At 59.0% G+C, this 14,943-nt stretch carries 11 protein-coding genes; 7 read left to right on the top strand and 4 right to left on the bottom strand.

Annotated elements, in window-relative coordinates:
* Window positions 1–38 precede the first annotated feature (38 nt).
* Complete coding sequence (locus JHD64_RS04010; protein WP_199052337.1) at window positions 39–608, bottom strand: TetR/AcrR family transcriptional regulator; 570 nt, start codon at window positions 606–608, stop codon at window positions 39–41.
* A 226-nt stretch (window positions 609–834) separates the two neighbouring features.
* On the opposite strand from JHD64_RS04010, the gene JHD64_RS04005 reads away from it, so the two are divergent.
* The 5 genes from JHD64_RS04005 to JHD64_RS03985 all read left to right on the top strand — a co-directional run bounded on the left by JHD64_RS04005 (window position 835) and on the right by JHD64_RS03985 (window position 8,181).
* Window positions 835–1,731 carry a LysR family transcriptional regulator gene (locus JHD64_RS04005; RefSeq protein WP_199052336.1) on the top strand — a complete coding sequence of 299 codons (897 nt, stop codon included), beginning with the start codon at window positions 835–837 and terminating at the stop codon, window positions 1,729–1,731.
* Window positions 1,732–2,024: 293 nt separating this feature from the next.
* Complete coding sequence (locus JHD64_RS04000; RefSeq protein WP_199052335.1) at window positions 2,025–3,227, top strand: efflux RND transporter periplasmic adaptor subunit; 1,203 nt, start codon at window positions 2,025–2,027, stop codon at window positions 3,225–3,227.
* A gap of 20 nt (window positions 3,228–3,247) precedes the next feature.
* Entirely contained in the window at window positions 3,248–6,490 is a 3,243-nt protein-coding gene (locus tag JHD64_RS03995) for an efflux RND transporter permease subunit (RefSeq protein WP_199052334.1), read from the top strand.
* 12 nt (window positions 6,491–6,502) lie between these two features.
* Window positions 6,503–7,981, top strand: coding sequence for an efflux transporter outer membrane subunit (locus JHD64_RS03990; protein WP_199052333.1), 1,479 nt, complete (start codon window positions 6,503–6,505; stop codon window positions 7,979–7,981).
* 17 nt (window positions 7,982–7,998) lie between these two features.
* A complete protein-coding gene (locus tag JHD64_RS03985) occupies window positions 7,999–8,181 on the top strand; it encodes a hypothetical protein (RefSeq protein ID WP_199052332.1) in 183 nt (60 codons plus the stop codon).
* Between the two features lie 166 nt (window positions 8,182–8,347).
* On the opposite strand, the gene JHD64_RS21935 is transcribed toward JHD64_RS03985, so the two are convergent.
* Window positions 8,348–9,823 (bottom strand): phosphoethanolamine transferase, encoded by a 1,476-nt coding sequence (locus JHD64_RS21935; protein WP_199052331.1) that lies wholly within the window; start codon window positions 9,821–9,823, stop codon window positions 8,348–8,350.
* 1,209 nt (window positions 9,824–11,032) lie between these two features.
* On the opposite strand from JHD64_RS21935, the gene JHD64_RS03975 reads away from it, so the two are divergent.
* Complete coding sequence (locus tag JHD64_RS03975) at window positions 11,033–12,172, top strand: PleD family two-component system response regulator (RefSeq protein ID WP_199052330.1); 1,140 nt, start codon at window positions 11,033–11,035, stop codon at window positions 12,170–12,172.
* 278 nt (window positions 12,173–12,450) lie between these two features.
* A complete protein-coding gene (locus JHD64_RS03970; RefSeq protein ID WP_199052329.1) occupies window positions 12,451–13,515 on the top strand; it encodes a DNA-binding protein in 1,065 nt (354 codons plus the stop codon).
* Window positions 13,516–13,564: 49 nt separating this feature from the next.
* Here JHD64_RS03970 and JHD64_RS03965 read toward each other — a convergent pair whose 3' ends face one another.
* Together JHD64_RS03965 and phbB are read right to left on the bottom strand one after the other, a co-directional pair.
* Window positions 13,565–14,047 (bottom strand): GAF domain-containing protein, encoded by a 483-nt coding sequence (locus tag JHD64_RS03965; protein ID WP_199052328.1) that lies wholly within the window; start codon window positions 14,045–14,047, stop codon window positions 13,565–13,567.
* Between the two features lie 117 nt (window positions 14,048–14,164).
* Window positions 14,165–14,905, bottom strand: a complete 741-nt coding sequence (gene phbB / locus JHD64_RS03960; RefSeq protein ID WP_059286757.1) for an acetoacetyl-CoA reductase — start codon at window positions 14,903–14,905, stop codon at window positions 14,165–14,167.
* Window positions 14,906–14,943 lie beyond the last annotated feature (38 nt).

The raw sequence follows: 14,943 nt of genomic DNA, 5'->3' as shown, positions 1-14,943 counted from the left end.
TATTGAGCAAAAAATGAGCAAAAAAATCGGCGCAATGATTAGCGCACCGAGCCGGACCAGAACACCCGGAATCCGGCGCTCTTGTAAGCCTGGCCATTGGCAGGGTCGCGCACCACAAACTGGATGGTGGTTTCCGCCAGCGCCATGAACACGGCATCGGCAAAGCCGCCGGGCAGGGCGGAGAGGCCGTTGTTGTCGGAGCAGGCCTGGGCGACACATTTGATGTCGGACAGCTGGCTTGCCACCGTGCTGCGGGTTTCTGCCGTTACCTTGTCCGATACCACCAGCTGGTTCAGCGTCTTGAAAAAGGACAGATTGCTCACGCCCCAGTCGATGTAGGCATCCCACAGTGCACGTACTTGTTCGTCCAGACTGTCGTGCACGGCCATGTGCTGGCGCAGCGCGGCAGCCAGGTCCAGCTTCAGGTGGGTGTAAAGCGCGTTGTACAGCACGTCCTTGGTGGCGAAATAGCGGAACAGCGTGCCTTCGGCCACGCCAGCACCACGGGCGATCGACGCAGTGGACGCACCCAGCCCCTGCGCAGCCATGATGGCGGCGGCAGATTCCAGCAAGGCGATGCGTTTTTCTTCACTGCGGGGGAGAGCCATGGGCGGGGAAAGTAAGTGAGTAATTACTCATTCTAGCGGTGCGCATCTGTCACAGGCAAGTGCGCTGCGCGGCTGGCGGGAGATGTGTTGCGGCAATGGTCTGGCTGGCTGCTGTTGCTGCTTGCCGGGCAAAGCAGGCCTGTCGCCGCTATCGCTGGCAGATTGTGCTGGCGCATTGCGCCATCTTGCAAAATAATGCGCCAGTCCAAATGAGATTATTTCAATAATGGCCCGCGAAAACCTGAATGATCTGCGCACCTTTGTCCTGGTAGCCCGCGAAGGCAGCTTTACCCGTGCCGCGGCCAAGCTGGGCGTGTCGCCCTCAGCAGTCAGCCATACCATGCGCGCGCTGGAGGAAAGCATGGGCATGCGCCTGGTGACCCGCACCACGCGCAGTGTGGCGCTGACCGCCGCTGGCGAGCAGGTGCTGGCCATTTTTGCCCCCCGGCTGGACGAAATCGAAGCCGAGCTGTCGGTGCTGCGCGAGCAGCGTGACAAACCGGCCGGCACCATCCGCATTACCGCAACGGACTTTGCCGCCGAGCAATACCTGCTGCCCAAGCTGGCGCAGCTCTTGCCTGACTACCCGGATGTGCAGGTGGAGCTGTCCATCGACTACGGGCTGACTGATATCGTGGCGCAGCGCTTTGATGCCGGTATCCGTTTTGGCGACCAGGTGGCGCGCGACATGATTGCCGTGCGCATCAGCCCGGATATCCAGACCACCGTGGTGGCCACGCCAGCCTACTTTGCCCGCCATGGTGTGCCAGCGCACCCGCGTGACCTCACCGAGCACAACTGCATCAGCTTGCGCCTGCCCACCTATGGCGGGCTGTATGCCTGGGAGTTTGCCCAGGGCGAGCACAAGTTTTCCATTCGTGTCGATGGCCAGCTCATCATCAACACCCTGCCGCAGATGCTGAATGCCGCGCTGGCCGGCATGGGAATAGCCTACATCACCCGCGACTATGTGCAGCCTTATCTGGCCGATGGCCGCCTGCAGGAAGTGTTGCAACCCTGGTGTGCAATGTTTCCCGGTTTTCATCTCTACTACCCCAGCCGTCGCCAGTCCTCCCGTGCGCTGATGCTGCTGGTGGATGCCTTGCGCTACCAAGCCAGCTAGGCACAAATCTTCCCGTCACGTATGACCCTCATGCAGCTTGCGCAGCTATTGATGAATTTATCTCACAATGGCATGCATCAAATTGCATCTAGTTCAGCAAAATGCCAGCTGATACATTTGCGTCCCTGATCAAGCGGTGAATACCCGGCTGGCATGTGCCGGCCGTCGTGCTTTGTTCACCCGACAACAAGACAGTGCCGTAGCGGCCAGCCCGCACAGGCACTGCGTCGCCTTACCTGACCGGTCACGCGCCCTGCGCTGACCATCTGTGCTGACCTTACGGAACCAAATATATGAACCCACCGCTCAAGGGCCGGCGACCGCTGGCCGTGACTGCCATTTCCTTTGCCGTGCTGGCTGCACTTGGCACCGCCACCTGGCTGGGCCTGCATAGCCAGACGGTGCAGGCGGATGCTCCGGCTGCCGCCAGCCAGGCTGTTCCTGTTTCTGCTGCCTTGCTGGTACAGCAGGAAGTCAGCAGCTGGCAGGATTTTTCCGGCCGCCTGGAGGCGATGGAGCGAGTGGAGCTGCGCTCGCGCGTGGCCGGTGCCATCCAGTCCGTGCACTTTCGTGAAGGTGCGCTGGTCAAGGCAGGCGACCTGCTGGTGACTATCGACCCCGCGCCGTATCAGGCCGAGGTGGACCGCGCCGCCGCCCAGGTGGCGGCCGCCCAGTCCCAGCTGGTATTTGCCCGTAGCGAGCAGGAACGCGCCAGCCGCATGCTGGCCGACCACGCCATTGCCCAGCGCGATGCTGACGAGCGCAACAACGCCGCCCGCGCCGCCGATGCCAGCCTGAAAGCGGCGCAGGCCGCCTTGCAAACCGCACGGCTGAACCTGGGCTACACCGCCATCCGCGCGCCGGTATCCGGCCGGGTGGGCAAGCTGCTGGTGACTACCGGCAACCTGGTATCGGCCGGGCCGGATTCGCCGGTGCTTACCACGCTGGTGTCGGTAAGCCCGGTGTATGCCAGCTTTGATGCCGACGAAGAAACCGTGAACAAGGCACTGGCCGAGCTGCCGGATGCCGGCGCTGCCCGTGCGCGGCTGGGCGACATTCCGCTGCAGGTGGCTACCAGCACGGCGCAAACCTTCCCCGCCAAGCTGCAACTGGTGGACAACCAGGTGGATGGCAAGAGCGGCACGGTCAAGCTGCGCGCCACGGTGGACAACCGCGACGGCGTGCTGATTCCCGGCCAGTTCGTGCGCATCCGGCTGGGGCAGGCCAAGCGTCATCCGGCGCTGTTGCTGAACGAGCAGGCCATCGGCACCGATCAGGACAAGCGCTTTGTCATGGTGGTCGACAAGGACAGCAAGGCACGTTACCGCCAGGTGCAGCTGGGGGCCAGTGTTGATGGCCTGCGCATTGTCACCGCCGGCTTGCGTGCCGGTGAGCGGGTGATTGTGGACGGCCTGCAGAAAGTGCAGCCCGGCGCAGCGGTAGCACCGCACATGGTGCCGATGCAGCCCCCGGCTACAGCGGCGGCCAATAGCTGATTTCCACGCGAAAGATATTCATGAACCTATCCAAATTCTTCATCGACCGCCCGATTTTTGCCGGGGTGCTGTCGCTGCTGATTTTCCTCGCGGGCCTGCTGTCCTTGCGGGTGCTACCGATTTCGGAATACCCGGAAGTGGTGCCGCCGCAAATCATCGTGCGGGCGCAGTTTCCCGGAGCCAACCCCAAGGTGATTGCCGAATCGGTGGCCACGCCGCTGGAAGAAGCCATCAACGGTACCGAAGGCATGCTGTACATGAGCAGCCAGGCTACCACCGATGGCCTGATGACGCTGACGGTGACTTTCCAGATCGGCACCGACCCGGACAAGGCGCAGCAACTGGTACAAAACCGTGTGGCGCAGGCAGAACCGCGCCTGCCGGAAGACGTGCGCCGCCTGGGTCTGACCACAATCAAGAGCAGCCCGGACCTGACGCTGGTGGTGCACCTGCTGTCGCCCAATGGCCGCTACGACATGACCTATCTGCGCAACTACGCCATTCTCAATGTGCGCGACCGGCTGGCGCGTATCAGCGGGGTAGGGCAGGTGGGCTTGTATGGCGCGGGCGATTACTCCATGCGCATCTGGCTGGACCCGCAAAAAGTAGCCATGCATGGCTTGTCGGCCAGCGAGGTGGTAACGGCCATCCGCGAACAGAACGTGCAGGCCGCGGCCGGTAGCATTGGTGCGTCGCCCAGTGCCAAGGGCATCCAGCTGCAATTCCCTATCAACGCGCAGGGCAGCCTGCAAACCGAGCAGGAATTCGGCGACATCATCGTCAAGACCGGTGCCGACGGTGCGGTTACGCGCCTGCGTGAGCTGGGCCGCATCGAGCTGGGCGCGTCGGAATACGCACTGCACTCCACGCTGGACAACAAGGCGGCAGTGGCCATTCCGGTATCGCAAGCCCCGGGCTCCAATGCCTTGCAGATTTCCGACCAGGTGCGTGCCACCATGGCCGAACTGAAGAAATCCATGCCCGAAGGGGTGGACTACGCCATCGACTACGACCCCACCCAGTTTGTGCGGGCGTCGATTGAGTCAGTGGTACATACCCTGCTGGAAGCCATTGCACTGGTGGTGCTGGTGGTGATCCTGTTCCTGCAAACCTGGCGTGCCTCGCTGATTCCGCTGCTGGCGGTGCCGGTGTCCATCGTCGGTACTTTCGCGGTGATGCATGGCTTTGGCTTCACCATCAACACCCTGTCACTGTTTGGCCTGGTGCTGGCCATCGGCATCGTGGTGGATGACGCCATCGTGGTGGTGGAAAACGTGGAGCGCAACATCGAGGCCGGGCTGGACCCGCGTGCTGCCTCCTACCGCGCCATGCGTGAAGTATCCGGCCCCATCATCGCCATTGCGCTGGTGTTGGTGGCGGTATTCGTGCCGCTGGCCTTTATCGGCGGCCTGAGCGGCATGTTCTACAAGCAGTTTGCGCTGACCATTGCCATTTCCACGGTGATTTCCGCCATCAACTCGCTGACGCTGTCACCGGCACTGGCGGCCTTGCTGCTGCAACGCCACGATGAGCCGCAAGACTGGCTGACCCGCCAGATGGACCGCTGGCTGGGTGGTTTCTTCGACCGCTTCAACAGCCTGTTCAACCGCGGTGCCACCCGTTACAGCCAGGGCGTGAAGCAGGCCATCGGCCGCAAGTTTGTCATGCTGGCCATCTATGCCGGTCTGGCCGCACTGACGGCGGGGCTGTTCCACAGCATTCCGGGTGGCTTTGTGCCGGCGCAGGACAAGCAGTACCTGATCGGCTTTGCCCAGTTGCCGGACGGTGCCACGCTGGACCGCACCGATGCGGTGATTCACCGCATGAGCGACATTGCGCTAAAGATACCGGGCGTGGAGCACGCCATTGCCTTCCCCGGCCTGTCGATCAACGGTTTCACCAACAGTGCCAACTCCGGCATCGTGTTTGTCACCCTCAAACCCTTCGAGGAGCGGCGCGGCAAGGCCATGAGCGCCAATGCCATTGCCGGGGCGATGAATGCCGAGTTTGGCAAGTTGCAGGACGCCTTTGTGGTGATGTTCCCGCCACCGCCGGTACAGGGGCTGGGTACCACCGGTGGTTTCAAGCTGCAACTGGAAGACCGTGGCGGCCTGGGTTACGAGGCCATGGACAAGGCAGTGAAGGCCTTCATGGCCGGTGCCGCCAAGGCGCCGGAACTGGCCGGGCTGTATACCAGCTACCAGCTGAACGTGCCGCAGCTGCTGGCTGACCTGGACCGCAGCAAGGCCCAGCAGCTGGGGGTGAAAGTGACCGACGTGTTCAACACCATGCAGATTTATCTGGGCAGCCTGTACGTCAACGACTTCAACAAGTTTGGCCGCACCTACACCGTGCGGGTGCAGGCGGATGCGAACTTCCGTGCGCGGCCGGAAGACGTGGGCCAGCTGCAGGTGCGCTCGGCCAACGGCAGCATGGTGCCGCTGTCGGCCCTGCTCAAGGTCAAGCCCAGCTTCGGGCCGGAACGGGCGATGCGTTACAACGGCTTTCTGGCTGCTGACATCAACGGCGGTGCCGCGCCCGGCTATTCCAGCGGACAGGCACAAGAGGCCGTGGCACGTGTCGCCGCGCAAACCCTGCCGCCGGGCATTGGCTATGAGTGGACCGAGCTGACCTATCAGGAAATCCTGGCGGGCAATTCCGGCAGCTGGGTATTCCCCATAGCCATCCTGCTGGTGTTCCTGGTGCTGGCGGCGCAGTACGAAAGCCTGGCGCTGCCGCTGGCCATCATCCTGATTGTGCCCATGGCCTTGCTGGCGGCCATGGCCGGAGTGTGGCTGAGCCACGGCGACAACAATGTGTTTACCCAGATAGGCCTGGTGGTGCTGGTGGGCCTGAGTGCCAAGAACGCCATCCTGATTGTCGAGTTTGCCCGCGAGCTGGAGTTTGCTGGTCGCAGCCCGCTACAGGCGGCGATTGAAGCCAGTCGCCTGCGCTTGCGCCCCATCCTGATGACCTCGATGGCCTTCATCATGGGTGTGCTGCCACTGGTGCTGGCGCATGGCGCCGGGGCTGAAATGCGCAATGCCATGGGCGTGGCGGTGTTCAGCGGCATGATTGGCGTCACGGTATTCGGGCTGTTCCTCACCCCGGTGTTTTATGTGCTGATGCGCCGCCTGTCCGGCAACCGGCCACTGAAGCTGCACGGCCAGGTGCCGCACCTGGACCCGATTGCCCAGCCGCCCATGGGGCATGAGCACGGCCATGCACTGCACCCGGCTGCCCAGCACCACCATGTCGAATAAGGAAGCGGATTGATGATCAACAAAATCACCCTGGGCCTGTTGCTGGCGGCTGCGCTAAGCGCCTGCGCCACCCCGCCCGCCATCGATGGCAGCCAACTGCCGGCCACGCCGGCCAGCTTCAAGAACCCGCCAGCGGCCACGCTGGCGGAGGGCAGCTGGACGCTGGCCGCACCAGCCGATGCCGCCACGCGTGGCGACTGGTGGCTGGCCTATCAGGACAGCACGCTGAACCGGCTGATCGACAGCGCGCTGCAACACAATACCGACCTCGCCGCCGCGGCGGCCCGTCTGCAACAGGCCCGCGCCGCACTGGGCATGGCTGATGCCGACCGCATGCCGCAGCTGGGCCTCACCGCCGGCAGCGCGCGTGGCACGCAAGCCGGGGCCGGTCCGTCCGGCACCAGCTTGCTGAACAGCAGCAACACCACGCCGGTGAAGCTGACCAGCGTCGGGGCCAACTTCAGCTATGAAATCGACCTGGCCGGTCGCCTGTCCGGTGCCAGCCGCGCCGCTGCGCTGGATGCCGAAGCCAGTGCCGCGCTGCTGCAAGGCAGCCGTCTGCTGATTGCCAGTCAGGTGGCACAGACTTACTTCAGCCTGCGCCTGCTCGACCAGCAACGCCAGCTGCTGCAAGACACCGTGCAGTCCTATGCCCGCACCGCACAGCTGACCCGCCAGCGCTATCAGGCCGGGGAGGAGTCCGGCCTGTCGCTGGCGCGCATCGAAGCCGACAGCGAAGCCACCCGCGCCCAGGCCATTGCGCTGGACCGCCAGCGCGCCCAGCTGGAAAACGCACTGGCAGTGCTGACCGGCCAGCCGGCGTCCGGCTTCCATCTGGAAGAAAGCAGCTGGAATGCCAGCCTGCCGCAGATTCCCGCCGGCTTGCCCGCAGCCATGCTGGCGCGTCGTCCCGATGTGGCAGCCGCCCAGCGCAAGCTGCTGGCCGCCCAGACCCGCGTCGGTGTGGCGCAAGCCGCCTGGTTTCCCGACCTGACGCTCACCTCGGCCGGCGGCTATGCCAGCTCGCAGCTGCGCGACATCTTCCGCTGGTCGGCCCGCGCCTGGTCGGTGGAAGGCCTGCTGTCCTTGCCACTGTTTGATGGTGGCCATCGTCAGGCGCTGCTGGGTTCGGCCCGTGCCGACATGGACGTGGCCATGGCCGATTATCGCCACAGCATTTTGCAATCACTGGCCGAGGTAGAGGATTCGCTCAGCGACATCCGCCTGCTGGCGCAGCAGGAAGAGGCCCAGCAGCAAGCAGTGAACAGCGCAGCCCGCGCCAGTGCGCTGGCCGACTCGCGCTATCGCAACGGCCAGACCGGCCAGCTGGAACTGCTGGACGCCCAGCGCAGCGAGCTGGCCATCCGGCGCCAGGCGCTGAGCATCCGTCAGGACCGTTACCTGGCCTCGCTCAGCCTGATCCGTGCACTGGGAGGCAGCTGGGATGACAGCACCAGCCAGCCAACATCACCCAATCCGAAACCGATTTAAAATTCAAAGGAAACAGCATGAACAAATTCATCGCCCCCATCCTGTTGCTACTGGCATGCAGCAGCCAGGTTTTTGCGGCAGACAGCCCAGTCGCCAGTCAGGCGTCGGCACAGCATGCCCAGCACAATGCCAATGATGCCTTCTGCACTGCCGGCACCCCATGCGAGGTAAACCGCCAGCGTGCGGGCGAGCATCACTGAGAGTTTGTTTGAGAAACAAAAAAGGCCATGCACTGCATGGCCTTTTTTATTGATTGCGGCACTCAGCCAGAGTGCTTAGCCAACAGCTGCGCTACTTCAGCGCTGTGGGTGCATGCCTACCATTCGGGCTGGTAAATTTCTGCCGATTTAATAGCGCCATCAGTCCTTACATTTTGCCGTCAATTATTTTTAAATTCGGTAAGGTTTTATAATCAATGAAGGCGCTGCCATTGTAAACCACATTATCCAAGCTGCGCATTCCATCCGAAGGAGTCTTGTACTCAATGCCAATCCTCTCGGAGAATTTCGATAAAAATGCAGAATTACTAAATTGACCATCTATTAATCTGTGCTTTTGAGACTTATTGTCAATGATAAAAAATGGAATGTCGTAATTTTCTCTATAAGCATTGCCGTGTCGAACTGGATTGCTTGAATTGTCAATGGTTAGCCCGTGATCTGAAAAATAAAAAATCACGTATGGCTTGCCATTTTGCTCTAGCATTTCGGTGGCTTTCTTTATGAATGAGTCGAGCTTTTTAATTGATGAAAGGTAGCAATCTATAATTTTATTCCCGGTGTTGAAATTTAATGGATAAGACTGAAGTCTGTCGCATGGATTTGGATGTGAGCCAATCATGTGTGCAAATATAACTTTCTTTTCTTTGCTGCGAATTATGTTGTTTATATAGGGAAGCATCTGAAAATCATCGGAATTTTTTGCGCTCTCATAATCGCCGTTATTTAAAAAAAACTTGTGCTTGGCATGGTATGCAATAATTGTTGCAGGAGTGTCGAACTCTCCAATGCGCCCTTGGTTTGACACCCAGTATGTATCCAGGCCCGCCTTGTTTGACAAGTTTACGATATTATTTGCGGCTTCTTTTTTATTTTCATCAAACTTTGCAAGTGTTCTTGGTAATGACAGAAAAGTATTTGGTGCTGGTGAAATTGCGTTGGTGTAAAAGTCGCCATTGGTATTTTTTAGCCACGGCGTCGTATTTAGCGGATAGCCATAAACAGACATATATTCACGCGTAACACTTTCACCAATAATTACTAATATATTTTCATATTGTATATCTTTTTTTAGTATGGTGAATTGATCTTTGATTGAGATGCCGTTCTTCAAAATTTCCACTTCAGTCTTTGCCTCTGTGAACCGCATGTGCGCTGCAATGGCAAATCGTTTGGGATATGAATTTACATTTAATAAGATAAATGCAACAAGAAATAAATATTGGCTTTTTTCTGGATTCGAATTCCATGATTTAATAATATAAACCAAGAGAAAGATTATTGCCAGGAAGCATAAGATGAAGCCGATGAAATTTAGTTTGATAAACTCCATTGCTTCGGGTGTGTTTGTTTGCAAAAGTGATGCAACATGGCCTATGTTTATTTTGCCGTAGGCGTGCCCGGCAGGCATGTATAAGATTGTGGGTGTAAATAATATAAATACCAAAATCAGTGCGGCTTTGCTTTTTCTTGCAACGGCCAATATGGCGAACGTCAGGCTTGCATTGCCAAGGTTGCCATATCCGGTATTGTATGGGACAAGAAATGAAAAGGCTGTTGCAGAGATAAGCCAAATTTTATTGGTATATATATAGTTAATTATTTTGTTAAAAACTATTCTCACGGAGAATCTTTCTTCAATTTTATTTATGTGTGATGTGTTTTTTTGAAAATAATTTCAGGTAGGTGATGGTGCGCGGCGCTTGCAAGTGCTACTGGCTTTTGCAAGGTTTAAGTTCAATATCCAGGGAGAAGGATCGGAAGTTGTAGTGAGCCTTTGTTGCATGTATATCGCTCCGCTAAAGTTGATGGTGCCTGATGGTAGAGATACTCTTCGTTAAATCAATAGATGAAGGTATCGGCTAACATGGAAGGGAGTGGCGGGGTGTGGCGGGACGGATCGTGACTGTATAAAAGCCCTAAATATTTTAGATAAAACTGATAGGTAAAAAGGAAAGAGCTTATGGATTGGTGGTCATTGCCTTCTTTGATAGCTTCCTTGCGCTCTACAAGGTGGTCAGCTGGGAAGTTGCTGAAATAAAAAAGCCGGGTTAAGCCCGGCCTTTAATATTATTGACAAAATATATCTCTCTATTTCTGTAAGAAAAGGGGGGCTTCTGCAATTGGTAAGGCAAGGTCTGGGGGTATAAATGAGAAGGCCGAAAAATCAGTCGACTTAGTCGAAAGGCCTGGCTGTGCTGAGGTTGGTGAAGTTGCAGCAAATTGCCTTGTCAGCAGCCTGCAAGGCCGGGTTAAGCCAGCCGTTTTGATTGACTGTGGCCAATACCACTTGCGTGCTGCCCAGCCAATAGCTGTGCCGCTTCATCCAATGCGGGCGCATGCGCACCATGCTGTCTGGCGGTGCAGGCCGCCGCTGCAGCGACAAAGCGCAGTGTTTGCGGTGGTGTGGCCTGAGGGTGCTGCAGGAGGTGGGTCATCTAGCTGTCCATGGCTGTGTCGCCGCAGCCTGCGGTGTCGGCCGCGGTGACTGGCAGGGTGGCTTTGCCGGTACGCTGCACCTGCGGACGCAGTGTCATGCAGACGGCACCCCGGAGGAGGGTGCTGGCTTGCGAGGCTGTCGGCGCAAGACAGCTGGGCGCTCGATGAATTCGCTCAGCCATAGTAGTGCTGCCTGCTGGTCGGTCTGGACGGCGATCAGGCCGGCTGGGTAGAGGCTGTCAGGCTGGGGGTTGGGCATGGGCTTGCCGATTCTAGGGTGGCGTGCGGTTGTGGACAAGTCCTGTTGTCGTTTCGGGTTTGTCAGGGTGTGTGTTGACAGCTATAGATGAGAGACAGGGTTCTGGGCTGATCAAGGGGGAAGGGTGTTGCGGGCATGAGCGAAAAAGCAAAAATATTGGTGGTGGATGATGTGGAAACGGTGCGGCGGCTGCTCAAGATGGGTTTGTCACGCAGTTTCGAGGTGGTGGATGCGGCCAGTGGCGAGGAGGCGCTGGCGATGCTGGGCGAGGTGCGTCCGTCAGCCATTTTGCTGGATGTGGAAATGCAGCCCGGCATCGATGGTTTTGAAACATGTCGCCGTATTCGGCTGCATGATGAGTTTGCACGGGTGCCGGTGGTGTTTGTGTCGGCGCGCGAAGCCATCGAGGATAGGCTGGCTGGCTATGAAGCCGGCGGTGAGGATTATGTGGTCAAGCCGTTTTCCGCGCCGGAACTGGTGGCCAAGCTGCAACGGTTGATTGATTCCACCGCGGAACGAGGGCGACTGAATGGCCTGGCGCGTGATGCCAGCTGTGCGGCGATGGCTGCCATGCAGAGCATGGGCGAGATGGGTGCCTTGCTGGAGGTGGTGAAGCAGCTGGGTACTGCATCTTCTGTGCTGGAGTTGGCGGATGCCATGGTAGCTGGTGTGGCGCTGTATGGGCTGGAGGCCTGTGTGCAGCTGCGGGTAGCGACGGGTGTGCTGACGCGCTGTCGCGGTGGAGAGGCCAGCCCGCTGGAAGTATCGGTGATGGATCACCTGGTGGGCATGGGGCGTCTGGAACAGTTCAAGACGCGCATGGTGATCAATTACCCGGTGGTGTCCTTGCTGGTGCGCGACATGCCGCTTAAGGATGAGGATCGTTGTGGTCGCTTGCGCGATCATCTGACCATGCTGGTCGAAACGGCGGATGTGCATGCGCGGGCGTTGGCGGCGCTGGCGCTGGCGCGGCAGCGTGATGAGGAAATTGTCCGGCTGGCTGTGTGCATGACCGGGGTGCTGGGGGAGGTGGACAGGGCGCAGCGGGATAATCTGGTATCGAGCCGCATTGCGCTGGAAAATGTGCGGCAGCGGGTGGATGTGGCTTATGTGTCGATGATGCTGACGACCAGTCAGGAAAACATGCTTAACCGGGCGCTGGATGAGGGGGTGGAGGAGCTGCTGAATTCGCAGGCGGATATTTCAGACTTGCAGAACCGCTTGTCGCAAATGCTGACAGATTTGCGCCGGGTGGTAGGGGGTGATGCGAGCTGATGTGTGGTGTTGTCTGGTAAGGCCCGGCCTGTATGCCGGGCCTTTTGTTTTGGGCGGTTTGGGTGGGGGGCGGTCGTGCTGATTTGCTGACGGTTTGGGATGGTGTCAGGGGTGGTTAATTTTCTCGACGTTGTGGATTTTTTGGGTAAGAAAATCCGATAAGTATAGTAATCGGAAATAAACAAGTGCTGAGTGTAATAAAGTAATGTAATACGTAATAAATAATATTTTATTCCTGTGTTAAGATGACTGCATTCAACGGAAATGGCATGGCGGACATGGCAACTGACATCTATTCGCGTATTCGGCAGGTGGCTTTTGAATTGGTGGGTGAAGGGGTGTGGCCTACCGTGGTGGAAGTGCGCAACCGATTGGGCACGGGTTCCAATACCACCATCAACAACACGCTCAAGGAGTGGCGACAGGAGTTTCTGGCACGCATGGCCAGTTCCGCCCGCCATCCGGATTGGCCTCCTGGCCTGGCCGAGGCGTTCAGCCTGATCTGGCAGCAGTCTTGCACGGCGGCCGAGCAGCAATGGGAAGCGGTGCGGCAGGAGGCTGAGCAGCAAGTGGCTGAGGCGACTCAGGCGCAGGCGGCGGCTCAGTCGCAGCTGGAAATAACACAGGCATCCTTGCAATCGGCCTTGCGTGAGCTGGAGCTGCGCGCTGCGCGTTTGCAGGAGCTGGATGGCAAGCTACAGTCTGCCGAGCAGCGCCATCTGCTGCTGGAGTCCAACAGTCAGCGGCTGGGCGAGCAGCTGGAAGCCAGCAGGCTGGAGGCGCAGCAAGTGCGTCGCGACAGTGACGAGCGGGTGGCCGAGCTGGAGGCGCGGCATGAGCTAAGGCTGCAAGAGGCGCGGCAGGAGGCCGAGCGGCGGGAGAGTCTGGCTTATGAGCGGCTGGAGGGCTTGCGGCTGCGCCTGTATGAGCAGGTTGAGGAGGAACGCCAGTCCATGAAGCTGGCATCGGCCGCCTTGCAGGAAGAATTGCAAGCGGCGCGGCGCCAGGTGCTACAGGTGGAGCAGGTCTGGCGTGAGCGGCTGGCCGAGCGTGACCGCGAATCCGGCAAGCAGGCAGCGCGTCTGGAAATGCTGGAACAGCGCACTATCGAGTTGCAACAGGCTGCCGAGCGTCAGTCAGTGCTGGCGGAGCAGGCCAGTGCCCGGTTGCTGGATATGGCGGGGGAGAATGCGCGCCTGGCAGGGGAGATGGCGGCGGGGCTGGAGCGGCACTGGCAGCGTCTGGCTGCTGCCATGCATGATGCGCGCGAGGATCTGGCGGTGCTGGACGAGGCGGGAATACGCGAGTGGGTCAGCCGGCAATTGCAATTGCCGCTCGCCTGAGCAGGCAGTCAAAAAGCAGATGCGTGATGCATCTGCTTTTTTGCGAGCGCTAAAACAGGTGTTGCAGTGCCTGGCAGATGGTTTCCAGGTATTGTGCGTCGGTGGTGTCAAACTGGTCGAGCCGGGTGGAGTCCACGTCCAGTACTGCGACCACTGCGCCGGCAGCATTGCGTACGGGGACGACGATCTCCGAGCGGGCGCTGGATGAGCAAGCAATATGGCCGGGGAAGGCGTCGACATCCGGCACGATCAGCGTACGGTTTTGTGCCCAGGCGCTGCCGCACACTCCCTTGCCATGCGGGATGCGGGTGCAGGCAATCGGGCCCTGAAAAGGGCCTAGTACCAGCTGCTGGCCCTTGACCAGATAAAAGCCGGTCCATAGCCAGTCAAAGCTGGCATGGAGTGCGGCTGCCAGATTGGCCAGGGCGGCAATCTGGTCATCCTCGTATTGCACCAGTGCCTGTGCCTGCGGCAGCAGGGTCTGGTATTTTTCTTCCTTGGTTTCGCCCTGAATGGTCAAATGTTCAGCCATGTCTTGCTCTGATGTGAAATTCAAGGCCGTCAGCATAGCAGAATGCCGGTCATCAGGATGGCAATAAAAAACCCGGCGCAAGGCCGGGTTTTTGCGGTATTCCTGGTGGTGTGAGGCTTACATCATGTGCTGGCCGCCATTGATGGCCAGGTTGGCGCCGGTCATGAAGCCGGCAAGGTCGGAGGCCAGGTAGTTGATCAGGCCGGCAATTTCTTCCGGCTTGCCCAGGCGGCCTACCGGGATGTTGGCGATGATCTTGTTGCGTACTTCTTCCGGTACTGCCATCACCATGTCAGTGGCGATATAGCCCGGGGAAATGGTGTTGACGGTCACGCCCTTGCGCGCCACTTCCTGCGCCAGCGCCATGGTGAAGCCATGCATGCCGGCCTTGGCGGCAGAGTAGTTGGTCTGGCCAAACTGCCCTTTCTGGCCGTTGATCGAGGAAATATTGATAATGCGGCCAAAACCGCGCTCCACCATGCCGTCCAGTACCGGCTTCACCATATTGAACAGCGAATCCAGGTTGGTCTTGATGACGGCGTCCCAGTCGTCCTTGGTCTGCTTCTTGAAAGTGCCGTCACGGGTAATGCCGGCATTGTTTACCAGTACGTCCACTGCCCCTACCTCGGCTTGTGCCTTGGCCAGCATGGCGGCGCAGGCTGCGGTATCGGTGACGTCACACTGGTAGGCATGGATGTCGGTAAAGCCCAGGCCCTTCATGTCGGCCAGCCAGGCTTGCTCCTTGCCCGGCTTGCTGTAGGTGGTGATCACGGTATGGCCGGATTCGGCCAGAGCCTTGCAGATGGCGGTGCCAATGCCGCCCATGCCTCCGGTTACGAGTGCGATGCGTTTTGTCATGATGCTGGCTCCTTGTCTTTGTTGGGGCGAAAACTCGC

The sequence above is a fragment of the Aquitalea sp. ASV15 genome (genome assembly GCF_016429115.1).
In the GTDB taxonomy this organism is placed as follows: Bacteria; Pseudomonadota; Gammaproteobacteria; order Burkholderiales; family Chromobacteriaceae; genus Aquitalea; species Aquitalea magnusonii.
Note: the sequence above shows the minus strand (reverse complement) of the source record. Positions and strands in the feature narration are given on the sequence as shown.

Bases quoted from the DNA above. Each gene is read 5' to 3' on its own strand.
- JHD64_RS04010 (WP_199052337.1), bottom strand. From the start codon at position 608: ATGGCTCTCCCCCGCAGTGAAGAAAAACGCATCGCCTTGCTGGAATCT.
- JHD64_RS04005 (WP_199052336.1), top strand. From the start codon at position 835: ATGGCCCGCGAAAACCTGAATGATCTGCGCACCTTTGTCCTGGTAGCC.
- JHD64_RS04000 (WP_199052335.1), top strand. From the start codon at position 2,025: ATGAACCCACCGCTCAAGGGCCGGCGACCGCTGGCCGTGACTGCCATT.
- JHD64_RS03995 (WP_199052334.1), top strand. From the start codon at position 3,248: ATGAACCTATCCAAATTCTTCATCGACCGCCCGATTTTTGCCGGGGTG.
- JHD64_RS03990 (WP_199052333.1), top strand. From the start codon at position 6,503: ATGATCAACAAAATCACCCTGGGCCTGTTGCTGGCGGCTGCGCTAAGC.
- JHD64_RS03985 (WP_199052332.1), top strand. From the start codon at position 7,999: ATGAACAAATTCATCGCCCCCATCCTGTTGCTACTGGCATGCAGCAGC.
- JHD64_RS03975 (WP_199052330.1), top strand. From the start codon at position 11,033: ATGAGCGAAAAAGCAAAAATATTGGTGGTGGATGATGTGGAAACGGTG.
- JHD64_RS03970 (WP_199052329.1), top strand. From the start codon at position 12,451: ATGGCAACTGACATCTATTCGCGTATTCGGCAGGTGGCTTTTGAATTG.
- JHD64_RS03965 (WP_199052328.1), bottom strand. From the start codon at position 14,047: ATGGCTGAACATTTGACCATTCAGGGCGAAACCAAGGAAGAAAAATAC.
- phbB (WP_059286757.1), bottom strand. From the start codon at position 14,905: ATGACAAAACGCATCGCACTCGTAACCGGAGGCATGGGCGGCATTGGC.